Source organism: Liquorilactobacillus satsumensis, from assembly GCF_964065465.1.
GTDB classification, from domain to species: Bacteria; Bacillota; Bacilli; order Lactobacillales; family Lactobacillaceae; genus Liquorilactobacillus; species Liquorilactobacillus satsumensis.
Window position 1 is genome coordinate 2114423 of the sequence record NZ_OZ061606.1, and the last position, 23308, is coordinate 2137730.

A 23308-nucleotide genomic window follows, 5' to 3' on the forward strand; every position below is an offset into this window, starting at 1 on the left:
CGCGATAATTCGTCCTCTTAGCAATTGTGCTAAGAGGACTTTTTTTATTTGGCTTGAAGGGAGCTTGAGAAGATGCACAAGGTTAGTTTACCACTTGGAATGCGTGACGAATTTGGAATGCAGGCATATAAAAAACACCAGCTCGAAAAAATGCTGGAACAGTTACTGCAACAACATGATTTTATGAGAATTGATACGCCGCTACTCGAATATCAGGAAGTTTTTGCCGATTTTGATTTAAAGCAAAGAAGGGCGTATCACTTGGTCGATAATAATGAGGCAGTTGTTTTGCGCCCCGATTTGACACTCCCCATTGCGCGTTTTCTGGCGACAAATAATTTTGATTTGCCCCGCAAATTCTACTATGTTGGTGAGCGTTTCAAGATTGCCAAGTCGCTTTCCGGTAAGTATAATCAAATGACTCAAGCAGGGATTGAAATTGTCGGTTATACTTCGCTTAAAGCAGAACTGGAATGTTTTTTCCTAATAAATTGTTTGAGTCGGAAATTTTTGCAGGGGCGGGTTCGGATTGAATTGGGGGATGCCTGTTTTGCAGATGCTGTATTGGATAGTTTGACAAAAGATGCAGCTTTAAAAGCAGCAATTAAAAAGCAGCTTTATCAAAAAAATATCCCGCAATACCAAAAGATGATTGCTCCGTTTGTTACGGGAAAACAAGGGCAGTTTTTACAAAAATGGCCACGTCTTTTTGGTGATGAAGCGACAGTTTTGCAGCAGGTTTCTCAATTCGCACTTCCAGCAGCGGCACAACAGATTATAAACAAGCTTGAACGCGTCGCACACTGGCTGAAGCAATTACCGGAACAACCCGTTTCATTGGATTTGAGTGCTGCTCCTCCACAGACATACTATACTGGGATTACTTTCAAGGGCTTCAGTGATGATATTTCAGATTATCTTTTTAGTGGTGGAAGGTATGACCATTTGCTGGAAAGTTTTCAGAAAAAAGCGGAGCCGGCTGTTGGAATGGGGATTGACCTCGAATTATTAACAAAAGTTGCTGATTTCGACATCCCTAAGCCTAAAGCTGATTTGCTGTTTTTTGAACCTGAACAGTTAAGCGAAGTCGTCCAGATTTGTCAGCAGCATCCAAATTTGACGCTTTGCTTAGAGCGTGACTTGCAAAGTGCACAGCAAACAGCAGCCACTAAACATGTTAAATTATTTCGAATAGACAAGGAAGGGAAGATTAGCGATGCCACTTAAAATTGCTTTGACAAAAGGTAGAATTGAAAAACAAGTCATCGGCTTATTGGAATGCGCGGGCATAGACTGTACTATGCTGAAAAACAAACAACGCAAACTCATTATTAATTCAGCAGATGGAGAGTATTGTTTTATTCTTGCAAAGGGGCCGGATGTGACCACTTATCTGAATACTGGCACAGTTGATATTGGCATCGTGGGAAGTGATATCTTAACTGAGCATAATAATGAGCAATGTGAGCTGTTGGATCTTCAAAGTGGTAAGTGTCAGTTCGTGCTGGCCTCGACTGCCGATTTTGATTTTAACCGTCCAGGGCGCAAAGTGATCGGCACGAAATACCCCTTGATTACACAGCGCTATTTTGAATCATTAGGTCAGGATGTTGAAATTGTAAAAATTGAAGGTTCGGTTGAACTTGCCCCCTTAATTGGGTTAGCAGATGCCATTGTTGATATCACTGAGACGGGAACTACTTTGCGGGAAAATAATCTGGTGATTTATGACTACTTGGATCAGGTTTCAACTCGCTTAGTGGCAAATCGGATGTCATTGAAACAACATACAGCCGCAATCTTTGAATTTACCGACAGCTTGCAACAGGCAATTATGACCAAGAAAAATGTCCAAAAGCAAATGGAGGAGAGTAAATGAGAATTTATCAGGAAAGTTTTACCAAGATGCAAGAAATTGTCAATGATTATACAGCTCAAACAACGGATTTTGAAATTGAGCAACGCGTGGCAGAGATCATAGCTAAGGTACGAGAAAATGGGGATGAAGCACTTAAAACTTATGAAGAAAAGTTTGATCACGTTAAGCTAGCCGAGTTTGCAGTTCCAAAAGAAAAAATGGTCAAAGCGCTAGCTGAAATCTCACCTGAGTTAAAACAGGCTTTACTTCTAGCAAAGAAAAATATCATTAGCTACCACAAAAGAGAATTAGAATATGGTTTTATTGATACAGACGTTCCTGGAATTACGCGTGGACAGAAGGTGACACCTTTGCAGCGTGTGGGACTCTATGTTCCGGGTGGCACGGCAGCCTATCCATCTACAATTTTAATGAGTGCTTTACCAGCCAAGATTGCAGGTGTTTCTCAGATCGTCATGGTGACCCCTCCTCAAAAAGAAGGAATTGCTGCACCTGTTTTAGCCGCGGCACAGCTTGCAGGTGTTGACACGATTTATCAGGTGGGAGGCGCACAGGCAATTGCGGCCTTAGCATATGGAACACAAAGCATTCAAGCAGTTAATAAGATTGTGGGTCCTGGAAATATTTACGTTGCGACGGCTAAAAAGCAAGTCTTTGGCCAAGTCGCAATCGACATGGTCGCAGGTCCGTCTGAGATTGGAATTCTAGCTGACAATAGTGCACAACCGGCACAAATCGCGGCTGATTTACTTTCTCAAGCTGAACACGATAAGCGGGCACGTGCAATTTTGATTACGGATGAGCTTGATTTTGCTCAAAAAGTTGACCAAGAAGTAGAAAAGCAAGTTAAGCTGCTTCCACGACGAGAGATCGCAGCCGCTTCAATTGCAGAACGCAGTTTTATTGCAGTTATGGATTCGATTCCTGAGATGTTTGCATTGATGAACAGTGTAGCGCCAGAACATTTGGAGGTGCAGCTCAAGGATCCAATGCAGTATCTCAGTTTAATTCAGAATGCAGGTTCAGTCTTTTTGGGTAAGTATGCTTCTGAACCATTGGGAGATTACGTTGCCGGGCCAAATCACATATTGCCGACTGGTGGGACAGCTAAGTTTTCTTCACCTTTAGGAGTTTATGATTTTGTGAAGAAAACCTCATTTATTCAATTTTCACAGGATGCCCTGGCACAGGACTTAGCTGCAATTACCACGTTGGCACGTGCTGAAGGATTAGAGGCACATGCACGTGCGGTTGAATCACGCTTCAAGAACTAAGATTATAGGGGGCAATTAGATGAGAACAGCAGAAATTACAAGAAAAACAGCCGAGACACAAATCAAGATCCAATTGAATTTAGACCAGCAGACTGGAATTAATATTAAGACAGGTGTGGGTTTTTTTGATCACATGCTGACCTTGTTTGCTAAGCACGGTCGGTTCGGGTTGGAAGTTGTTGCAAAGGGTGATTTGGAAGTTGATCCACATCATACTGTAGAAGACACGGGAATTGTTCTAGGTGAATGCTTTAAAAAAGCGCTGGGTGACAAGAAACAGATCGAACGCTTTGGGACTGCTTTTGTGCCGATGGATGAAACTTTAGGCCGAGTCTGTGTTGACCTGAGCGGGCGTTCTTACCTTATTTTTAATGCCGAACTGACTAATCCACGCTTGGGGAGCTTTGAAACTGAGATTGTGGAAGATTTTTTCCAAGCGTTTGCTTTTAGTGCTGAAATGAATTTGCATGCAGAAATTCTGTATGGCAGAAATACGCATCATAAGATTGAGAGTTTATTCAAGGCTTCTGGGCGCGCGATGAGGCAGGCAGTTACAATTAATTCTGAAATTGAAGGAGTCAATTCAACTAAGGGTGTGATTTAGATGCTGACGATAATTGATTATGATGCTGGCAATACTTATAATGTCCAAAAAGCTTTTGATTTTCTAGGCGTAAAAACTGAATTAACCGCAGATCCAGAAAAAATATTGGCAAGTCACGGCTTAATTTTACCAGGCGTCGGCGCATTTGCACCAGCAATGCAAACCTTGCAAGCGCGTGGCTTGGATAGCGTAATTAAGCAAGCAGTTGCAAAAGGAACTCCACTTTTGGGAATTTGTTTGGGGATGCAACTGCTGTTCGAGAGCTCAAGTGAATACGGGCAGCATGCAGGGCTGGCACTGATTCCAGGTAAGGTAATTGCTTTACCCGCAAAGAAGGGGTTTAAAATTCCACAGATGGGGTGGAATCAACACGAGTTACGGCAGTCAGATTCAGTGTTTGCCTATGTCGCACAAGAATATACGTATTTTGTACATTCATTTTACGCACAGTGTCCTAATGAATATCTTGTTTCTCAGGTCGAATATTCCGCACCGGTCCCGGCCATCGTACGTAACAAAAACGTCTATGGTTTTCAGTTTCATCCTGAAAAAAGCGGACAGGTTGGAATTAAACTTTTACGGACATTTGTAGAGGAGGTAGTTGAGGCATGATCATTCCTGCAATTGATTTGCAAGCGGGCAAAAGTGTTCGCCTTTACCAAGGGGATTTTAATAAGCAAACCTTAATCAATGATGATCCAGCAGCACAGGCCCGCGAGTTGGAAGCCGCAGGGGTTAAGTGCTTGCACCTGGTGGATCTTGACGGAGCTAAAAAAGGAGTTCCGCAAAATCAGACAACCATTGCTAAAATTAGGGCGGCTTTTAATGGAATTCTTGAAATTGGCGGTGGTGTGCGCGACTTGGACCGACTTTCACATTATTTGGAGTTAGGGATAGATCGGGTGATTATCGGTTCTGCAGCGTTACTTGATCCCCAATTTGTTAAGAAAGCGTTACAGCAGTTTGGACCGCAAAAAGTTGTGATTGGAGTTGATGGAACCGCAGGCTATGTTGCAGTGAACGGTTGGCTTGAAAATTCGAAGACGAAGATGAGCACTTTAATCCAGAAAATGCATGTGGCTGGAGCACAGCACTTTATTGTCACGGATGTGGCACGTGATGGGACACTCAGCGGACCAAATATTAAGTTGCTCCAGGCGCTCCAGACTACTTTCCCTAAGTGTAATATAATTGCATCCGGCGGAATTCGAAATGTTGCGGATGTCAGAGAATTAAAGCAGGCAGGGCTGCAGGACATGATAGTTGGTAAGGCACTTTTTGAAGGCAGCTTGACGCTTGCAGAAGTTGCGGAGGTGAACGAAGATGCTGGCTAAGAGAATTATTCCGTGCCTAGACGTGGATGACGGACGGGTTAAAAAAGGGGTCAATTTTGTTAATTTAGTTGACGTTGGTGATCCTGCAGTGATTGCCGCTGAATATGAGCGTCAGGGAGCAGATGAACTGGTTTTCTTAGATATCACAGCAACTAATCAGAAGCGTGAGACAATGAAAGCTGTGGTTGAAAGAGTCTCACGGCAGGTTTTTATGCCGCTTACAGTAGGAGGCGGAATCACATCGGTTGCACAGATGCAAGAGCTTTTAAAGGCAGGTGCGGACAAGATTTCGTTGAACACGGCTGCGGTTGTTAATCCAAAGTTGATTACACAAGGTGCTGAAAAATTTGGGAGACAGTGTATTGTTGTGGCAATTGACGTTAAAATGGATCCAACGACTAAGCAGTATCAAGTTTTCACAGCCGGCGGGAAACATAACACGGGCTTAGATGCACTTAAGTGGGCAGAGCAGGCTGTAGCCTTAGGTGCAGGTGAACTGTTAGTGACGAGTATGGATAAGGATGGCACCAAATCTGGATTTGATACTGACCTATACCGTAAACTTAACGAACGCATTGATGTTCCGATCATTGCTTCGGGCGGAGCGGGCAGTCTAGCGGATTTTACCACCGTCTTTACCGCTGGAAAAGTTGATGCTGCCCTAGCCGCCTCGGTTTTTCATTATGGGGAATTAAGTATTCCTGCAGTCAAGCAGACCTTACACACAGCGGGGGTGAACGTTAGATGAAAACACCGGACTTTAGCAAAGGCCTTTTGACTAGTGTAGTAGTTGATGATCAAACCGGCGATGTTTTGATGGTAGCCTGGATGAATCGCGAAAGTTATCAAAAAACGCTTGCAACCGGACAAACTTGGTTTTGGTCGCGGTCACGCCAAGAACTTTGGCATAAAGGTGAGACCAGTGGAAACACGCAGGAAGTCAAAAGAATGTGGCTTGATTGCGATCAGGATACATTGTTGTTACGTGTTAAACCAGCAGGACCGGCGTGTCATACAGGAAAAAGAAGTTGCTTCTTTGAAGAGCTCGAATTGCGAAAGGGGAAATAAAAATGACAAAAGCGACAGAACAGGATCTTGACGAATTATACCAAGCAGTTTTAGAGAGGAAAGCCAACCCTAAAAAGGGTTCTTATACAGATTACCTGTTTACCAAAGGGTTAGATAAGATTCTGAAAAAGGTGGGAGAGGAATCGACTGAGGTAATTGTGGCTTCCAAGAACCCTGAACGCTCAGAATTAATTTACGAAACAGCCGATTTGCTCTATCACTTGATGGTACTTTTGGCTGAACAAGGTGTTTCGTATTCTGAAATCAAAGCTGAGTTGGCAAAAAGAGAAGGTCTTTTAAGCAAAACCAAAGACCGTCCTGAAATTAAAGATCTTTAACAAGGGAGATGACAGCATGAAAGAACAGGTTAAAGGGATTGAAAGCTATGTTCCTGAAGAACCGCTGACACAGGTTAAAAAACGATTGGGACTGAAGAAGTTGGTGCGACTCTCAGCAAATGAAAATCCGTTTGGGACCTCCAATGAAGTTAAAAACGCACTTTTGAATTGGAATTTCAGCGAAGGAAATCGTTATCCGGATGGAAATGCTGCACAACTTAGACAAGCAATTGCAACAAAACTCGATGTCCAACCTGAAAATCTTGTTTTTGGGGTCGGTCTTGATGAAATCATCATGCTGCTTTCACATATTTTCCTTGAAAAAGGTGACGAAGTTCTGCTCACGAAACCAACTTTTTCAGAGTATGCACTTCATGCTGAAATTGAAGGCTGCAAGGTGGTAGAAGTGCCCTGTAACACAGAAACCGGTGGACATAGTTTTGCTGGCATGTTAGCCAAAATTACTGCCAAAACAAAAATAATCTGGTTGTGTAATCCTAATAATCCAACGGGTGTTTATGAAAAACCAGCAGCAATTGCAGATTTTGTTGCACAAGTTCCCGCTGATGTGTTGGTAGTAATTGATGAAGCCTATATTCACTATGTGACTGATACTAAAGCTCCCAGCTTTCTTCCGTTCTTGGACAAGTATCCTAATGCAGTTTTGATGCGGACTTTTTCGAAAGCTTACGGGCTAGCTAACTATCGGGTTGGATACGCTGTGATGGCGGCAAAATTAGCTGCCTATATGCAAGCTGTTCGATTACCGTATAATTTAAATGCACTTTCTCAAACAGCTGCACTTGCAGCTTTGAATGATCAGAAATTTGTGGCCGATTCAGTCCAAAAAACAGAGAGGGAAAGAAAAGCATGGGAAAAATTTTTGACTGCTGCGAATATTAAACATTTTCACAGCCAGGCAAACTTTATCTTTTTCAAATATCCTGATGCACCAGGACTTGCCGATATGTTGCTAAAAAATGGTTATCAGTTGCGGCGCGGTTTAGCAAAGGATTGGCTTCGATTGACAATTGGAACTGCAGCTGATGGAGAAAAAATCAGGGAATTAATTAAGGCCCAAAAAAGAAGCTGAAGTTAACGAACGGGCTGCGAATTTTCTCGTTTCTCTGATACAATGGTGTAGAAGGATCTTAAACCAAATAGATGGGGTGAACGGGATGACTAAAATTCGTTATGGAATTGTAGGCACTAGTCCGCAGGGACAAAAATTTTTAGCTGCGCTTAAGCTGAGTGCTGATAGTAGGATTGTCGGAGTGGTAGATGGGTCGGAAGATCAAGCAGAAGGTAAAAAACTTGTAACTCAGTTTGGTGTTCCTAAGCTCTATACAAGCGCCACGGAATTGTTTGAAGATAAAGAAGTTGATGTGGTCTATCTGGCTGTAAAAAATGAAGATCATTATGAAAGCGCAAAGGAAGCTCTTAACAACGGGAAAAATGTTTTACTGGAAAAACCATTCACACGGCACAAAGTAGGTGCCAGCGAGTTATTTCAGTTAGCCTCTAAGAAGGGGCTCTTTATAATGGAAGCACAAAGTGCACTTTTCTTACCAATTATGCAAAAGGTTAGCGATTTGCTTTTAAAAGGAGCAATTGGAGACCTGCGATTTATTGAAGTGAAAGATAAATACGATGTTACAGCACAAGCAAGTTGGATCAAGAAGCTTTCCGCCGGTGGAGGAGCACTTTTTAATGGTGGAACTAACTTCTTGGGAATTATTCAGTACTTATGTGGACGCCAGTTTAGTGATTGGAGTGGATTTGAATACAATCAAGTCGGTGAGGCAGATACGAGGTGCAATCTCGCTTTGAAAAATGGAGATGTGTTAGTCAATGTGCTACTAACAACTGATTTTGAAATTGAAACTAAGTTGGTTCTCTATGGTACAGAAGGTAAAATCAAAATCCCTAACTACTGGTTTTCTGAAACTGCGCTTTTAGAAAACCAGCAAGGAACAAAACGTTTCGTAATAGATGAACAGGAGAATGATCTTGTCTATGAAATCGCGCACATCAATCATTGCTTACAGGAAAATAAATTAACAAGTCCAATTGTAACCCCTGAGTTGACAATTCAGACATTGACAATTATTGAGTCGCTTTATCAAAAATGGTATCGTGATCCTTTGAATTAAGTTCGGGATGCAGCTTAGCAGCAAACAGCTAGCTAACGAAAAAAGCTGATGTTCAAAATGTGCTAAGTTTGTTTAAAGAGAAGACTGAGAGTGTGACATAAGTCGGGAAAATTTGAGTGCTAACTCGAAATTACGAACATCGTGAGTACTTGGCTATGAGTAATTCGAAGCTAGACGGAGAATTTTGACTTATGGAACACGTTTATCCGGAATAAAAGAGGGGCTGTGACAAAAATTAACTTTTGTCACAGCCCCATTTATTATTGTTTATGCGAATAAACACTTTACTGAATCTAGCACAAACCAGCTAGTTAATGTTTTATTATAGGAAAACAGCTTTAAAAAGAGCTGCAGCACAAATTCCGCCCAGTAAGGGTGCTGCTACTGGGACCCAACTATATTCCCATTGCGAAGATCCCTTATGTTTAAGTGGTAAGAATTGATGTACTAAACGAGGACCCAAGTCGCGTGCTGGATTAAGTGCAGGTCCAGTTGGTCCGCCAAATGAAGCGACGATGACCATCACTAATAAACCAATTCCGATAAAGCCAGACATTTGGTTACCTTTGGCAAATGTGGGTGCATTTGAGATCCCTAACGCACCAAAAATCAGAACAAAAGTGCCGAAAAATTCATTGATAAAGCCGTTTACCTTACTTTTAGTAGCATCTGTAGTTGCAAATGTACCAAGCACTCGGTTTGTGTCTGTTGTAAGATCATAATGCGGTTTGAAACATGCGAATAAAATAAGTTGTCCAATAATTGCACCAACCAGCTGAACCAATATGTATGGAAGTACTTCTTTCCAAGGAAAAAGACCTGAAAATGCGAGCCCGACTGTTACCGCAGGGTTGATTTGATTACCTGAAATACTGCCGAACATTAATGCTGGAATCATGACTGCAAACCCATAACCGACTGCAATCACGATCCACCCACTATTACTACCTTTTGTCCGCTCAAGATCGACTGTTGCTACAGAACCGTTGCCTAGAATAACCATGATGGCAGTTCCGAAAAATTCAGCCGCGAGCCGCGTTGTTAATGAATAATCCATGTTGACCTCCTCTTATGCAAATACCTTATAAGCTTATCATAAAAAGGTAATATGTAAATATTAGAAAACGTTTTAATTTTAGAATATTAGTTGGCTTTTAGGGTGAAGTATCTTAAAATAAAAGCTAGTGATCGAAGGGGGCTCATAATTGTGATGATAAAGCCGATCGAGCAGATGTTTGTACACAGACAGGATCATTTTCTGATTCCTGCCGAAATGGTCGCAAATGTGCAGGAAGATAACAATTTGGATCATGCTTTTCTGGTGTTGACTAAGGTTAAATATGCAACAATTCCTGTTTTGGATAAAAAACAGCATTTTAAGGGATTATTATCGTTGCCAATGCTGACTGAAACAATGTTAGGGATGAATGGCATTGACCCAACCAGACTGGGTAGAAAAAAGGTTGCTGAAGTGATGCAAACGGATGTTACTACGATCAAGCTGCCGTATGATATCGAAGAAATTCTCCATCTTTTGGTGGATCAGCCTTTCTTGGTAGTCGTCAGTGATGAAGGATTGTTTACAGGAATTGTCACGCGCAGAGAAATTATGAAAGCAGTTAATTTTGTTGCGCATGATTTTGACAAATATTACGCTATTACTGCAAAGGAAGATCTTAAGTTGCAAAATTAAATTTTGCAGTGAAAAGATTCAAAATAAAGGAGGAAAATAGATGGCTAAGTTAGATGCAAAAGAAATTATTCGAACAATTGCTGAATCAAAGAAGAAGACCCCGGTAAAGGTATATGTGAAAGGGGACTTCAAAAAGCTTGAATTTCCAAAGAAAATTGAAGCTTACGTGGGCAAAAAAGCAGGGGTTTTGTTTGGAGATTGGAAGGAACTTAAACCATTTCTTGCTCAGCACAAAGGCGCGGAAATTACAGGATATCGTGTCGAAAACGATGGTCGTAATACTGGAGTGCCATTACTTGATACAAAGAAATTTAATGCACGAATTGAACCAGGTGCAATTATTCGTGATCAGGTAGTCATTGGAGACAATGCGGTGGTAATGATGGGAGCCGTAATTAATATTGGAGCCGAAGTCGGTGAAAATTCCATGATTGATATGGGCGCTATTTTAGGTGGACGTGCACTTGTGGGCAAAAATTGTCATATTGGTGCAGGCACTGTGCTGGCAGGTGTAGTTGAGCCGCCTTCTGCTAAACCAGTTGTTATTGAAGACAATGTTTTAATTGGAGCTAATGCCGTTGTTCTTGAAGGGGTACGTGTTGGTGCAGGTGCCGTTGTTGGTGCAGGCGCAGTTGTTACTCAAGATGTTGCGCCTAAGACGGTCGTTGTCGGGATTCCAGCCAAAAAGATTAAAGATGTGGCAGATGTAGCAGACGATAAAACTGAATTAGTGGCTGATTTGCGTAAAATATAAAGTTTTTTGAAAACTTAGTTTTAATTTCTGATATGGGTTGTAGAATCCAAGCAAAGATTGTTGCCGGAGTGTGCAGGCACTGAATTCGCTTGGATCCTACGCCTTTTTTTAAGCTGTAAGTGAATTTAAGCATGCAATGGGTTATGATTAAAGAGAATAAAAATTAGCTGTAAAGTGGGATGAGACAGATGAGTTTGACAGAAAAAGAATTGATTGCGATTAGAAGAACATTGCATCAAATTCCTGAAATTGGCATGCTGGAATTTGAAACACAAGCTAAGCTACTGGAGATTATTGAGCGGCTGCCGCAGACATATCTTGAAATAAAAAAATGGAAAACAGCAATTTTAGTGCATGTTCGCGGTGCAAACCCAACTTATACAATTGGCTACCGCACTGACATTGATGGTCTTCCGGTGACCGAACAAACAGGGCTTTCATATGCATCCAGACATGCAGGCCGAATGCATGCTTGTGGGCATGATATTCATATGACCGTTGCGCTTGGAATTTTGAGTTATTTTGCTGAAGAACAACCGAAAGTTAATTTAACTTTTATTTTCCAACCAGCAGAAGAGAATGCCAGTGGGGGCAAGCAGCTATATGAAAGTGGAAGCTTGGACGAATGGATGCCAGATGAAATTTATGCATTTCACGATAATCCAGGATTGCCGACTGGAGCAATTGGATGCAGACAAGGGACACTTTTTGCTGGAACTTGTGAAATTCATGCGACATTTTTGGGGAAGAGTGGGCATGCAGCCTTTCCTCATCAAGCCAATGATATGGTGGTCGCCGGAGCACAGTTCGTAAATCAGATTCAGACAATTGTTAGCCGTAATGTTGATCCAATTCAAGCGGGTGTAGTAACTCTGGGACATTTTGCAGCTGGAACAACTGGTAACGTGATCTCTGGGAAAGCTCAGATTGACGGGACGATCAGAGCCCTGACACAGGGAAATAATGAACTAATTCAAAAAAGAGTAAGAAAAATTGCTGCCGGAGTTGCAGAGTCCTTTGACTGTGAGCTTAAGCTTGATCTGCATCAAGGAGGGTATTACCCGGTAGAGAACAATCAGCAGACAACTGCAGCTTTTATAGATTATATGAAAAAAGCGGCAAATGTCGATTTTATCGAGACATTGCCAGCTATGACGGGTGAAGATTTCGGCTTCTTGTTATCTAAAATTCCGGGAACAATGTTTTGGCTAGGGGTTGACAGTCCATACTCACTGCATTCCGAACATTTTGCACCTCAAGAAGGTGCGATTATCAAAGGAGTGTCAGCAATGATTGGTTACCTGAGTGAGCGGCAAAAAATGTTTGTAAAATAACGAAAAAAGCAGCTTAGAATGAGTTTATGGTGTTGTAGTGAGATTCAGTGGAGAGTTCTTGAGTTTAAAACCGGCTTGGTTAAGTTCTTTAAGATAAGCCGCAAGAAATGTCCGCTGAATGTTGAACTGCGCACCATTTTTTGTGTAAATAACAACTCTCAGACACAGGGACCCATTTGGACTTTCGATCGTGCCCAGCAGAGTAGGCCCTTGAGTGATCTCAGTGAATTTTGGAGCTAGGTCATGATTAACCTCTCTAATAATAGCTGACATCTTTTGGATATCAGAGCTGGGATCAAAGTAGATGTCAACTAAGGCACGCATATCATTGCGTGAGAGGTTGCTGACAATTGTAATATTACGATTAGGTACATAGTGCAGTGTCCCATCATAATCAGTGATCTGAGTGGTCCGTAGACCGATTGCACGAATAGTACCACTGATTTTGCCAATTTTAACCTCATCTCCGACATCAAATTGCTGTTCCAAAAGGATAAAAAAGCCTGTCACCACATCAGTGACAAATCCTTGGGCACCTAAACCTAAGGCAACACTTGCAATGCCGGCACCTGCTAAAAGGGTTCCAACCGGGATGCCAATGGCTGACAAGATTGCATAGAAGTAAAAGAAAAGGACACAATAATGAAAAATATTCAATGAAAGTGTAAAAATTGTGTTCAGTCTGTTTGAACTAAGGTGATCACTACGGCGAGTCTTTTTGAAACCACGACGGATAATGATCTTGCCTAACCAATTGATGAGAAAGAAAAACAAAGATAATAATACAAGCGATAGGAATGTTGTTAGAATTTTTCCAAAGATATCCTCCCAATTAATTTTGGCGAGGTAAGTTGTCACAAGATTCGTTTGACGCGTAACTTGAGTTGCAATGTCTTGTGATGCGGTGATAATTAAATAAGATGGTTGCATGGTCTTGATCTCCTTTACTATCTTCTATAATAGCAAAAAAGCACACAGACTCCAGTTAAAATTAAATTTGATTTTATTTTTTAGTTATAAAAATACTATAATGGTTTTCTTTTAATTGCAGTTTATCAGCGTCAATGATATTCTAAAATAAAGCGAAAACGAGGAGGCGTAACTATGACAACACTAACTTTTGGACAGTTAGCTGGTTTGATCGCTGCTTTGGCGTTCTTGTTGCTGGTTGTTTTCCTGTGTGCAGTTTTAGCAAAAGTTGTGAAAACAATGAATGAAGTCAACGAAAGTGTCAAAGTACTTAAGACCGATGCTGATGGGATTGCGAAAGAAGTTGAAGCAATTCTAGCTAAATCGAACACTTTATTGGATGATGTGAATCACAAATCCAAAACAATTGATCCGCTTTTCCAGACGGTAGCCGATCTGAGCGAGAGTGTTTCGGATCTAAACAGCGCAAGTCGAGGTCTAGCTGAGAAAGTTACCACTTCAACACAAAATGCTGGCAAGACAGCAATGGCTTTCGGATTACTCAGAAAACTATATAGTTTGCGTAAGAAGAAAAAAGAATAACTAGTTAATTCAGGGGGGTTTGCAAGATGGTTAAGAAAACGTCACTTTTTGCAGCAGTCGCTGTCGGTGCCGCTGCTTATTTTGTCACAAAGAAAGTTTTTGACAAGCATCAAGACGAGATTCGCGAGAAAGTTAATGAAGCAACAAATGATAGTCGTGAAGCTGCTCTTAGGTACTACCAATATGCACGCGACTATTTCGGAGATGAAGAGGGGTTGCAAGGCACCTTTGAGGATTTGAAACAAAAAGTTGTTGATAAAGCGAATGATTTAAAGAAAGGCGAAAATTTCGACCAAGCATTATCGTCGCTTAAAGAGGCAACGGCAGAGCTAAAAAAACAATTTAAACAAGAAAAAGAAGATCTTTCAGAGACGACTACGGATTTTTTTGAAGGAGCCGATGAGCAAGAAGACGAGATCGTAATTGATGGGCGTTCTGCTTTTGGTGAAGCAAAAGAAGCTGCAGAGTTTGAAAAAGAGCATCCAACTGAGACTTTTTATCCACGGGAAAAATAATTAATATTAAAACACAGATTCAGCTAATTATAATTAAATTAAGTAAGCATAAAAAAACCAGACAATGTCCGGCTTTTTTTATATTCAATTAGTTTATGCAAGTGGCAACAGTTGCAGTTCCTTAGGTGTGTGTGTAAAGGCTTCTGCGCCATTTTCTGTAACGTAAACGCAATCTTCAATTCGTACACCTGCGACACCAGGAATATAAATGCCAGGTTCAATTGAAAAACACATCCCTGGCTGTAATTCCATTGAGTTTCCTTCCATTATGGATGGAAATTCATGCTCACTTTGACCCATTCCATGACCAAGACGATGAATGAAATATTCACCATAGCCGGCCTTGGTAATAATATCACGTGCAATTTTGTCAAGCTCTTCCGCGCGCATTCCAGGTTTAACAGCGGCTTGTGCAGTGAGCTGGGCTTCAAGGCAAACTCGATAAATTTCCTGTGATTTTTCACTTAGCTGTTTGCCAAAACCGACTGTGCGGCTGGCATCTGAGATATAGCCATCGAAAACCACTCCTAAATCGAACAACACAAGTTCGTTGGGCTTGATAAATTCTTTTTTGGGTACTCCATGTGGATCTGCAGCATTGGCACCGCTTTGAATAATTGTATCGAAGCTGGTGTGTGTGATCCCTTTTTTCTTTAATGCATATTCAATCTCAGCTGCAACATCCTGTTCAGTTCGTTTAGTACTAAGTGCTTTGAACCCAACTTCAAAAGCATAATCGGCCCATTTGCCGGCAATTTTAAGTTTTTCAATTTCAGCAGGTGTCTTTAAGAGCTGTTCTTGCTGAATAAGTGGTGTCAGATCACCGGTAAATGTTGCTGTTGGGAATTTTTGCTGTAATTCTTCAAAACGGCTCACGTTGAGATTCCCTTTTTCAATCGCCCAACGTGTCGGATTTTTTACTCTTGCCAAAATCTGATCCTTGATAATTGCAAAAGGGTCCTCGTGGTCTAAATAACCGTAAACAGGATATTGCCAGCCTGTTTCTTTGACTGCTTCGACTTCGAGCGCGGGTGCAAAGATAAAGGGATCTTGATCGGGAAAAATAAACAAGGCAAGTACTCGTTCAATTGGATCACTTGCAAAGCCGGTAAAGTATTGAATGTTTTTAAAATTACTGAGATAACCGACTTGATAGTGATGTTCGGCCAGCCACTGTTGAACTTTTTCAAAATGTGTCATCTAATCGCTTCCTTAATTTTAATAAACTAATTATAGCATAGCTTGTTCAGTGGTGACGCTCTCAATTTTTGTTGAAAAGTTAATGAAAAGAGCAGCCATACAGCATGAAACGCTTGCAAAAAGAGCAATGTTTTGCTAAATTAAAGGTTGTTAGTGAAAATTAAATGAAAATACGGAAGGAAAAACTATGGAAAAGAAAACAATCACAATTTATGACGTTGCACGTGAGGCAGCAGTTTCAATGGCAACCGTCTCGCGGGTTGTCAATGGTAATCCCAATGTTAAACCTGCGACCCGTAAGAAGGTTTTGGAAGTCATTGAACGTCTTGACTACCGCCCGAATGCAGTGGCGCGTGGGCTTGCAAGTAAGAAAACGACAACTGTAGGTGTGATCATCCCAGATGTTACGAATATTTATTTTTCGTCGCTTGCACGTGGAATTGATGATGTCGCGACTATGTACAAATACAACATTATTTTGGCCAACTCAGATAGCAATAGCCAAAAAGAACTTCAAGTGCTTAACACTTTACTTGCAAAACAAGTCGATGGAATTATTTATATGGGAAACAAGATCAGCGATGAATTACGCTCACAGTTAGATCATAGTAAAACACCTGTAATTTTGGCTGGTTCCGTTGATCCTAAAGAAGAACTTGGCAGCGTGCATATTGACTATGTGGCAGCGGTGGAGGAAGCGGTTGTTGATTTGATTAACCATGGCAACCAAAAAGTTGCATTCATTTCAGGACCGATGAATGAGGCCATCAATAGCGATTACCGGTTAAAGGGCTATAAGAATGCGTTAGCTAAAAAGAAAATTGAATATGATCCTGAACTTGTCTTTGAAACCGACTACAGCTATCGTGCAGGAGAGATTCTGTGGCCTGCAATTGTTTCTGCAGGAGCAACAGCTGCTTATGTTGGTGATGATGAACTGGCAGCCGGTGTGGTAAATGGTGCACAGGATGCGGGCGTGGCAGTTCCACAAAAGTTTGAGGTTATCACTAGCAACAACTCAAAAATTACCGAAATTGTGCGGCCAAAGTTATCTTCAATTACACAACCGCTGTATGATATTGGTGCTGTTTCAATGCGTTTCTTAACCAAGTTAATGAACAAAGAAGAAGTTATTGAAAAAGAAGTTGAGCTTCCTTATGGTTTGATCAAGCGGGCTTCTACAAAATAAACAAGAGGTGTAGTTTTGCGGAAATATTTAAAGATTAATGCAGATACCTTCCTTTTGTTGGCATTTTTGATAATGTTAGTTTTGTTCATCAGCTCTGCAATGACTTATCAGCAGCAGACAACTGTTCCATTTTTAGAAAAATATTTGGCCGGAAAGCCCTTCAATCACTTTTTGAACGGCTTTTCTTTTACGTATGCGACTGAGCAAGTCAGCATTGCAAAACTTGGTTATTTTAAGTTTGTTGAATTCTTTATCAGAAAGGCCGCCCACTTCACTAGTTATCTGTTTTTAGGCACTTTTCTATATATAGGTTTAAAGCCAAGATTAAACTCCTTGGCTTTGAGCATTTTTATAAGTGCTTTAACAGCAATTGGCTACGCAGCATTCGATGAATTTCATCAAATGTTGACAGGAGGAAGAACGCCGCTTTTTCAAGATGTTGCCTTAGATGGCTGTGGTGCTTTGGTGGGAATTCTGGTGCTTGGAATTTATTGGGCGCAGCGGCAAAAATGATTTTTCTGTTATTGCTTTAATGACGTTTTTTTGCTAATATTTAATGTGACTGAATTGTCGGTCTGATTAAAATTTCGGAAAGAGGTATTAGATATGTCAGGACATTCTAAATGGAATAACATCCAAGGCCGTAAAAATGCCCAAGATGCAAAGCGTGGAAAAATTTTTCAGAGACTATCGCGAGAAATCTACATGGCGGCAAAGAGTGGCGGTCCTGATCCCGATGCTAATCCGCAACTTCGATTGATGATCGATAAAGCCCGTGCAGCCAACATGCCCAAAGACAATATCAAGCGAGCACTTGATAAGTCTACCGGCAGTGATGGTGCCAACTATGAGGAAATAACTTATGAAGGATATGGCCCAGGTGGTGTTGCTGTGATGGTTGAAGCGTTAACTGACAACCGGAACAGAACTGCTTCTGCTGTGCGTGCTGATTTTACACGCAACGGCGGTAACCTTGGTGAGACCGGTTCTGTGAGTTTTATGTTTGATCGAAAGGGATATATTGCGATCGCACGTGAGGGACTGGATGTTGATGAAGATCAGATGTTTGAGGATGTTATTAATGCTGGGGGAGAAGATCTCCAGACTTCCGATGATGTTTTTGAGATTTATACAGATCCTAAGGATTTTGCAACTGTCAGAGATGAGTTGCAAAAGAAGTATGAACTTGATACAGCTGAGTTAACGATGATTCCTCAGAATTATGTGCCGATTCCGGAAGATAAAGTTGAGCAGTTCGAGCGTTTAATCGATAGACTCGAAGATGAAGATGATGTTTCAGAAGTTTACCATTCAGGTGAATTACCTGACTAGTTGAAATCCACGAAGTAAGTATCATCTTTGTTGAGATTGGCTATCAGGAAGCACCAAAGTTAAACGAGCTAAGAGGGGCTGTGACAAAAGTTAAATTTTGTCACAGCCCCTCTTTATTCGGATAAACGTGTTCCATAAGTCAAAATTCTCCGTCTAACTTCGAATTACTCATAGCAAAGTACTCGCTATGTTCGTAATTTCGAGTTAGTACTCAAATTTTCCCGACTTATGTCACACTCTCTTTTTATTCTGGATAAACGTGTTCCATAAGTCAAAATTCTCCGTCTAACTTCGAATTACTCATAGCAAAGTACTCGCTATGTTCGTAATTTCGAGTTAGTACTCAAATTTTCCCGACTTATGTCACACTCTCTTTTTATTCTGGATAAACGTGTTCCATAAGTCAAAATTCTCCGTCTAACTTCAAATTACTCATAACAAAGTACTCGCTATGTTCGTAATTTCGAGTTAGTACTCAAATTTTCCCGACTTATGTCACACTCTCTTTTTAATTTTTGATTGCCCGAATTCCTCTGTGCAAGCAATTTTTGAATAATAATTTCAACAGCAAAAAGCAAATGATGCGGTGGTGTTTGGACTTTCTTTTACCAAATAGAAAATGTTGCTATAATAAAGAAAAAGTAATCACAGGGGGCCCATCAGGTGAAAAATAAAAAAACGGTTTTTTTCCTAGGAAGTATTAATATGGACATCATCCTACAGGTTGCACGTTTGCCTAAACCAGGGGAGACGATGGCGATGAAAGATTTAAAAACAGCCGGTGGAGGCAAGGGGGCTAATCAAGCTGTTGCCGCGGCACGTAGCGAAGCAGCAACTTCATTCATTGGACGAGTGGGTGCGGACAATTATGGTGAAACGATGCTCAAGTTACTACAAGATAACGGAGTGGATTGCAGTAACGTAAAAGTGGACCAGGCTGCAATTACGGGTCAGGCTTTTATTTTACTGCAAGATTCAGGACAAAATTCGATTATTATTAATGGTGGCGCAAATCAGTGCTTGCAACCACAAGACATTGTTGCTGCAAGTGAGCAGTTTCAACATGCAACTTTTGCAGTTTCTCAGTTTGAAGTTCCACTACAAAGAATTGAAGAATTTTTTAGGATTGCAAAAAAAGCAGGTGTCGCTACGATTCTTAATCCTGCACCAGCCAAAAAAGCATCTGCCAAGCTGCTGCAGCTAACCGATTTAATAGTACCAAACGAAGTTGAAGCGCAGGAACTGACGGGTGTGGTGATAAAGGATGAACAGACTGCTCGTCAGGCAGCACTTGAACTGGTCAACAAAGGCATTAAAAATGTTATTATTACACTTGGAAGCTTAGGAGCGTACTGCCAAACGCCTGCATTTACTGGATTAATACCGGCTTTCAAAGTTGAAGTTGTAGATACAACGGGAGCAGGAGATACCTTTATTGGAGCACTTAGTTCAGTTTTAGAACATGACTTTAGTAATATTGAAGAAGCTGTTCGGTATGCAAGTAAAGCAGCCTCTTTAGCTGTGCAACATTTAGGTGCGATCCCTTCTATTCCAACACGAAAACAAGTATTAGCAAAATAGTGAGCGTTTTTTAAAAGAGCTGTAACAAGTCTGGAATTGATCTCCAGGTTTATTACAGCTCTTTTTTGCGCTGTTTTTAACCAAGAGTTTATAAAAACAAGTATTTAAATCATTTTTGGTGACAACAATTGTTTTTACGTATTTATTCTTAGGAGGTGTTAAATTGTCTGTCGAAAAATTAAGTGATTTACTAGCAGTGTCATTAAAAAAAGAGGCCAGCGATATTTTCCTGTTGCCGGAAGCAAACCATTATGTGATCAAACTTAGTATTGCTGGGAGAATTCATTTTTTTGAAAGAATTGAGCAAGCGCTCGGAACGCAAATTATCAATAACTTAAAGTATCAAGCAAATATGATGCTGAGTGAGCATCGCAGACCACAGACAGGAGCGCTACTGATTGCAACGCATGTATATGGGCGAATTTCAAGTGTAGGCGACTTTACTGGCAGAGAGTCCCTGGTACTACGTTTAATTTATGAAAAGAAGATTGCAGGCAGATATTTCTTCCCAGAACAGTACCAAAAGATAGTGACAGGTGTTCAAAAAAAGGGTTTGATTTTATTGGCGGGGCCTGTGGGTGCAGGAAAAACTTCGACAATGTATCACGTTGCTCGTCAGTTGCAGCAACAAGTGATGTGTATTGAAGATCCAGTTGAAATTTACGAGCCAGCTTTTTTGCAGTTACAGGTTAACGAAAGAGCACAAATGACCTATGCTCGGCTGATTAAAGCGGCTTTGCGCCACAGACCCGATCTTTTTATTATTGGAGAAATCAGAGATGAAGAAACAGCTACTAATGTGATTAATGCAGCCTTAAGTGGCCATTCAGTTATCAGTACCGTACATGCAGTCAATGTTTATGGTGTGATTAGAAGGTTGCTGGCACTTGGGGTCAATTTAGAGGATCTTGCACAAACTTTGAAGTTAGTTTGTTATCAAAGAATGTTGCCAGTTGTTACTGGTGGCAATAAGGTGCTTTTCGATCAATTTCCTTTTAGCATCTCCGAATTTATCGAACACAATGGTAGTCAGGAAATGACAGAAAAATGGAGGGAAGATCTTGAAGAGTGTTTGGCTAAAAAGTGGATTACACGACAAACGTTTCAACGATATGTGGAAGGTTGATTTTAATAAGAGGTGGCCGGTCAAACAGCAGCTGCTATTTTTTAAAACATTAGCTGACTTGTTGCATGCCGGTTTTTCACTACAGCAGGCGGTGGCAGATATTGTAATTTTGCTCCCGCAGCAAAAGAAAATATGTGACCGGATTGCGAACACCTTTGCACGTGGAGGAACATTTTGCGCTAGTTTAAAACATTTATTGGATAAAGAGACATTTAATCAACTCTATATTGCTGAAAGTTATGGGCTTTTGTACGAAAGTGTTAGGCAACTTAGTAATTTTTTAGAGCAAAAAGAGCAACAGCGCCAGCGCCTGCGGGCCGTGTTACTGTATCCGATTTTCTTACTGCTGTTAATCACGGTCTTAATTATTGCATTTCAAGTTTTTTTAAAACCAGAGCTGAGTGCTTTTCAGACTTCTAGTAACCTAAACTTGTCATCTTCAAATTATAGTTTTTTCGGATTGTTGGGAATTATCGGTGGAAGTTCACTGGGACTGCTGGTTGTTTATAAAAAATATTTTGGGTCGAAACACCATGGCTATTTACAACGTGTGGAGCAGCGCTGCCGTTTTCCTTTTTTGGGAGGTTTGTATCGGATGTATTGTTATTACTACATCTCCTTTAACTTAGCTTTGCTTTTAAAAAGTGGGCTAGATCTCAAAAAAATTTGTGTTTTCTTGAGTGAATTCGAGCATGAGACACTGTTATTTCATATGGGGGAAGAGTTAAAACAAGTTTTGAAAAAAGGACAGGAAATGGATCAGTTTATTAGTCATTATAGCTTTATTCCACAAGAGTTCACCTTATTTTTGAGCAAAGGGAATACGGTCGACGAATTGAGCAATGAATTAATGATTTACGCCCAAGCTGTATACGTGAAGCTGCTGCAGCGCATTGAACGGTTAATTGGATTAGTACAGCCACTTCTTTTTGTAGTAGTAGCGTTGTTGATTATTATAACTTATCTGAGTATGCTACTGCCGCTATATCAAAATCTTGGAGGGATGTATCAATGAAAAAAGTAAAAAAAGCAAAAGTTAAGGTTTATCAAGCATTTACTTTGGTAGAAATGTCAATCGTATTATTTATTATTGGAGTTTTAATTTTAATTATTTTACCGAACATCAGTAGCCAACGAGAACGTGCTCAAAATGTTGGCAACAGAGCACTTTCCGATGTAGTTCAAACGCAAGCCGATCTTTACCGAAATGAACATTCAGACAAACAAAATGTCACTTTAGATGAATTGAAAGAAGGAAGTTATCTAAGCAGTGGACAATACGAACAGGCCAAAAAAGCAGGAATTACAGTTGAGGAGTAGCAGACAAGCTGGCTTTACGTTGGTCGAAGCTGTCCTAGTTTTAGCGTTAAGTGCTTTTTTCGTGCTGCTTGCTTTGCGACCGGCAGGAACAATTACGGCGCGAGTTAAGGAAGAAATTTTTTGGCAGCAATTGAAGCATGCATGGCAGCGCGAGACAATTGTGGTACCACAGCATGGTGTTAAGGGATTTATCGAATTTAAAGCGCATGAAGTTGCTTTTTGGGAAGGAAATGTGGTTAAAACAGTAATAAAACTGCCCGAGACAATGGAGGTTCCTGCCTATCGCTTGATACGAATTAATGAAACGGGCAACGTGACCGCAAATACAATCATTGTTAAATCAACTTTATCCGCGTTGACCTATAAAATCGTAGTTCAGTTTGGATGGGGGAAGTATTATGTTAAGCAGTAGGAAGCTTTGCGCTTATCTGTTGGCTGAAACGTTGCTGGAGATGCTGATTGTCTGTACCCTATTAATCATTTTTTATGAAAATCAGCGGCAATTTACAATGTATGAAAAAAAAGAGTATTCAGTCTTAAAAGATTCGCAAAAAACGCTAAATATTAGTAAGAAACTACTTTTAGTCGGACAAGGCGGGCTCAGTAGTGATGAAAAAAGACTGCTTGATGTCTATTCTAAAACGCAGTTTAGGGAAAGTGAGCAATGATAAATAAAAAAAGAACGCGTGCGTTTTTATTAATTGAATATTTATTGGCCTTGGGATTAACAGCTTTTTTGCTCGGTACAATTAACATCGCATTTAAGACCTCATTGCGCATGAATGCAACGACAGAAAAGAGTGAACAGATCGAATGGGAACAGTTTGTGAATGTAATTTCTGCTGAAAATCTTGCCTTGCAGTTTATGAAAACCCAAGATAAGATTGTCTTTTTTTCGAGCCTTACAAAACAAAAAGAATATCGCTTAGTTTACTACAATGATTTGGTTAAAATGACAGGTGCAGATGGTGGTTACTTACCATTGCTTTATGACGTTTCCCAATTTGATGCAGTTTTCCATGATAATTTGCTGGTGATTGATGCCACGATGCAAAAAAGAAAATATCATTGTGAGATTGTGATGGGTAAAAAGGAGTGATTA

29 protein-coding genes and 1 other annotated feature (1 of these 30 only partly in view) are annotated in these 23308 nt (G+C 40.7%); of the genes, 26 read left to right on the forward strand and 3 right to left on the reverse strand.

From position 1 onward, the window contains the following. Window positions 1-20 (forward strand) — a binding site (T-box leader); it begins 218 nt to the left of the window's first position. A gap of 52 nt (window positions 21-72) precedes the next feature. From AB3Y88_RS09755 to AB3Y88_RS09805, 11 genes are all read left to right on the forward strand, one after another. Next, window positions 73-1227 (forward strand): ATP phosphoribosyltransferase regulatory subunit, encoded by a 1155-nt coding sequence (locus AB3Y88_RS09755; protein ID WP_228889401.1) that lies wholly within the window; start codon window positions 73-75, stop codon window positions 1225-1227. After that, window positions 1217-1879 carry an ATP phosphoribosyltransferase gene (gene hisG / locus AB3Y88_RS09760; protein WP_228889404.1) on the forward strand — a complete coding sequence of 221 codons (663 nt, stop codon included), beginning with the start codon at window positions 1217-1219 and terminating at the stop codon, window positions 1877-1879. Before AB3Y88_RS09755 ends, hisG begins: the two co-directional genes overlap by 11 nt. After that, a complete protein-coding gene (gene hisD / locus AB3Y88_RS09765) occupies window positions 1876-3153 on the forward strand; it encodes a histidinol dehydrogenase (protein ID WP_056959449.1) in 1278 nt (425 codons plus the stop codon). The genes hisG and hisD overlap by 4 nt, the downstream gene beginning before the upstream one ends. Before the next feature lie 19 nt (window positions 3154-3172). Further along, the gene (gene hisB / locus AB3Y88_RS09770; RefSeq protein ID WP_056959448.1) at window positions 3173-3757 is read left to right on the forward strand and encodes an imidazoleglycerol-phosphate dehydratase HisB; all 585 of its coding nucleotides are present in this window, start codon (window positions 3173-3175) and stop codon (window positions 3755-3757) included. Next, window positions 3758-4369 (forward strand): imidazole glycerol phosphate synthase subunit HisH, encoded by a 612-nt coding sequence (hisH, locus tag AB3Y88_RS09775; RefSeq protein ID WP_056959446.1) that lies wholly within the window; start codon window positions 3758-3760, stop codon window positions 4367-4369. Then, window positions 4366-5091 carry a 1-(5-phosphoribosyl)-5-[(5-phosphoribosylamino)methylideneamino]imidazole-4-carboxamide isomerase gene (gene hisA, locus AB3Y88_RS09780; protein ID WP_228889407.1) on the forward strand — a complete coding sequence of 242 codons (726 nt, stop codon included), beginning with the start codon at window positions 4366-4368 and terminating at the stop codon, window positions 5089-5091. Before hisH ends, hisA begins: the two co-directional genes overlap by 4 nt. Next, on the forward strand, window positions 5081-5839 hold the full coding sequence (gene hisF, locus AB3Y88_RS09785; RefSeq protein ID WP_056959441.1) for an imidazole glycerol phosphate synthase subunit HisF: 759 nt from the start codon (window positions 5081-5083) through the stop codon (window positions 5837-5839). Before hisA ends, hisF begins: the two co-directional genes overlap by 11 nt. Beyond that, complete coding sequence (gene hisI, locus AB3Y88_RS09790; RefSeq protein ID WP_228889410.1) at window positions 5836-6159, forward strand: phosphoribosyl-AMP cyclohydrolase; 324 nt, start codon at window positions 5836-5838, stop codon at window positions 6157-6159. Before hisF ends, hisI begins: the two co-directional genes overlap by 4 nt. 2 nt (window positions 6160-6161) lie before the next feature. After that, complete coding sequence (hisE, locus tag AB3Y88_RS09795) at window positions 6162-6497, forward strand: phosphoribosyl-ATP diphosphatase (protein ID WP_054757778.1); 336 nt, start codon at window positions 6162-6164, stop codon at window positions 6495-6497. 16 nt (window positions 6498-6513) lie between these two features. Continuing rightward, a complete protein-coding gene (gene hisC / locus AB3Y88_RS09800; RefSeq protein WP_228889413.1) occupies window positions 6514-7590 on the forward strand; it encodes a histidinol-phosphate transaminase in 1077 nt (358 codons plus the stop codon). Between the two features lie 85 nt (window positions 7591-7675). Then, window positions 7676-8650 carry a Gfo/Idh/MocA family protein gene (locus AB3Y88_RS09805; RefSeq protein ID WP_228889415.1) on the forward strand — a complete coding sequence of 325 codons (975 nt, stop codon included), beginning with the start codon at window positions 7676-7678 and terminating at the stop codon, window positions 8648-8650. A 322-nt stretch (window positions 8651-8972) separates the two neighbouring features. On the opposite strand, the gene AB3Y88_RS09810 is transcribed toward AB3Y88_RS09805, so the two are convergent. Then, window positions 8973-9707: an MIP/aquaporin family protein gene (locus AB3Y88_RS09810; RefSeq protein WP_056959435.1), complete on the reverse strand. Its 735-nt coding sequence runs from the start codon at window positions 9705-9707 to the stop codon at window positions 8973-8975. Between the two features lie 150 nt (window positions 9708-9857). Between AB3Y88_RS09810 and cbpB the strand changes: the two genes are divergently transcribed. The 3 genes from cbpB to AB3Y88_RS09825 all read left to right on the forward strand — a co-directional run bounded on the left by cbpB (window position 9858) and on the right by AB3Y88_RS09825 (window position 12431). After that, complete coding sequence (cbpB, locus tag AB3Y88_RS09815) at window positions 9858-10343, forward strand: cyclic-di-AMP-binding protein CbpB (RefSeq protein WP_054757776.1); 486 nt, start codon at window positions 9858-9860, stop codon at window positions 10341-10343. Window positions 10344-10383: 40 nt separating this feature from the next. Next, window positions 10384-11097, forward strand: coding sequence for a 2,3,4,5-tetrahydropyridine-2,6-dicarboxylate N-acetyltransferase (dapD, locus tag AB3Y88_RS09820; RefSeq protein ID WP_056959433.1), 714 nt, complete (start codon window positions 10384-10386; stop codon window positions 11095-11097). Between the two features lie 188 nt (window positions 11098-11285). Then, on the forward strand, window positions 11286-12431 hold the full coding sequence (locus AB3Y88_RS09825; protein ID WP_228889417.1) for an N-acetyldiaminopimelate deacetylase: 1146 nt from the start codon (window positions 11286-11288) through the stop codon (window positions 12429-12431). Between the two features lie 24 nt (window positions 12432-12455). Here the strand turns inward: AB3Y88_RS09825 and AB3Y88_RS09830 are convergent, their stop codons facing one another. Further along, window positions 12456-13361 carry a mechanosensitive ion channel family protein gene (locus AB3Y88_RS09830; RefSeq protein ID WP_228889419.1) on the reverse strand — a complete coding sequence of 302 codons (906 nt, stop codon included), beginning with the start codon at window positions 13359-13361 and terminating at the stop codon, window positions 12456-12458. Window positions 13362-13535: 174 nt separating this feature from the next. Here AB3Y88_RS09830 and AB3Y88_RS09835 point away from each other — a divergent pair, with 174 nt between their 5' ends. Together AB3Y88_RS09835 and AB3Y88_RS09840 are read left to right on the forward strand one after the other, a co-directional pair. Continuing rightward, window positions 13536-13943: a DUF948 domain-containing protein gene (locus AB3Y88_RS09835; RefSeq protein ID WP_054757774.1), complete on the forward strand. Its 408-nt coding sequence runs from the start codon at window positions 13536-13538 to the stop codon at window positions 13941-13943. Window positions 13944-13969: 26 nt separating this feature from the next. Continuing rightward, the gene (locus AB3Y88_RS09840; protein WP_056959429.1) at window positions 13970-14458 is read left to right on the forward strand and encodes a hypothetical protein; all 489 of its coding nucleotides are present in this window, start codon (window positions 13970-13972) and stop codon (window positions 14456-14458) included. 93 nt (window positions 14459-14551) lie between these two features. Here AB3Y88_RS09840 and AB3Y88_RS09845 read toward each other — a convergent pair whose 3' ends face one another. Then, complete coding sequence (locus AB3Y88_RS09845; protein ID WP_056959427.1) at window positions 14552-15658, reverse strand: Xaa-Pro peptidase family protein; 1107 nt, start codon at window positions 15656-15658, stop codon at window positions 14552-14554. A 187-nt stretch (window positions 15659-15845) separates the two neighbouring features. Here AB3Y88_RS09845 and ccpA point away from each other — a divergent pair, with 187 nt between their 5' ends. From ccpA to AB3Y88_RS09895, 10 genes are all read left to right on the forward strand, one after another. Continuing rightward, window positions 15846-16847: a catabolite control protein A gene (gene ccpA, locus AB3Y88_RS09850; RefSeq protein ID WP_056959423.1), complete on the forward strand. Its 1002-nt coding sequence runs from the start codon at window positions 15846-15848 to the stop codon at window positions 16845-16847. A gap of 15 nt (window positions 16848-16862) precedes the next feature. Next, window positions 16863-17360 carry a VanZ family protein gene (locus AB3Y88_RS09855; protein ID WP_054757773.1) on the forward strand — a complete coding sequence of 166 codons (498 nt, stop codon included), beginning with the start codon at window positions 16863-16865 and terminating at the stop codon, window positions 17358-17360. Window positions 17361-17453: 93 nt separating this feature from the next. Then, window positions 17454-18179, forward strand: a complete 726-nt coding sequence (locus AB3Y88_RS09860) for a YebC/PmpR family DNA-binding transcriptional regulator (protein ID WP_056959422.1) — start codon at window positions 17454-17456, stop codon at window positions 18177-18179. A 663-nt stretch (window positions 18180-18842) separates the two neighbouring features. Continuing rightward, window positions 18843-19760 (forward strand): ribokinase, encoded by a 918-nt coding sequence (gene rbsK, locus AB3Y88_RS09865; RefSeq protein WP_056959420.1) that lies wholly within the window; start codon window positions 18843-18845, stop codon window positions 19758-19760. Between the two features lie 163 nt (window positions 19761-19923). Then, window positions 19924-20886 (forward strand): competence type IV pilus ATPase ComGA, encoded by a 963-nt coding sequence (gene comGA / locus AB3Y88_RS09870; protein WP_082610380.1) that lies wholly within the window; start codon window positions 19924-19926, stop codon window positions 20884-20886. Next, complete coding sequence (locus AB3Y88_RS09875) at window positions 20822-21901, forward strand: type II secretion system F family protein (protein ID WP_056959418.1); 1080 nt, start codon at window positions 20822-20824, stop codon at window positions 21899-21901. Before comGA ends, AB3Y88_RS09875 begins: the two co-directional genes overlap by 65 nt. Then, window positions 21898-22206 (forward strand): competence type IV pilus major pilin ComGC, encoded by a 309-nt coding sequence (gene comGC / locus AB3Y88_RS09880; protein WP_054757918.1) that lies wholly within the window; start codon window positions 21898-21900, stop codon window positions 22204-22206. The genes AB3Y88_RS09875 and comGC overlap by 4 nt, the downstream gene beginning before the upstream one ends. Next, window positions 22196-22618, forward strand: coding sequence for a type II secretion system protein (locus AB3Y88_RS09885; protein WP_056959416.1), 423 nt, complete (start codon window positions 22196-22198; stop codon window positions 22616-22618). Before comGC ends, AB3Y88_RS09885 begins: the two co-directional genes overlap by 11 nt. Further along, window positions 22605-22874: a hypothetical protein gene (locus AB3Y88_RS09890; protein WP_056959414.1), complete on the forward strand. Its 270-nt coding sequence runs from the start codon at window positions 22605-22607 to the stop codon at window positions 22872-22874. Before AB3Y88_RS09885 ends, AB3Y88_RS09890 begins: the two co-directional genes overlap by 14 nt. Further along, entirely contained in the window at window positions 22871-23305 is a 435-nt protein-coding gene (locus AB3Y88_RS09895) for a ComGF family competence protein (protein ID WP_054757920.1), read from the forward strand. The genes AB3Y88_RS09890 and AB3Y88_RS09895 overlap by 4 nt, the downstream gene beginning before the upstream one ends. Window positions 23306-23308: the final 3 nt, after the last annotated feature.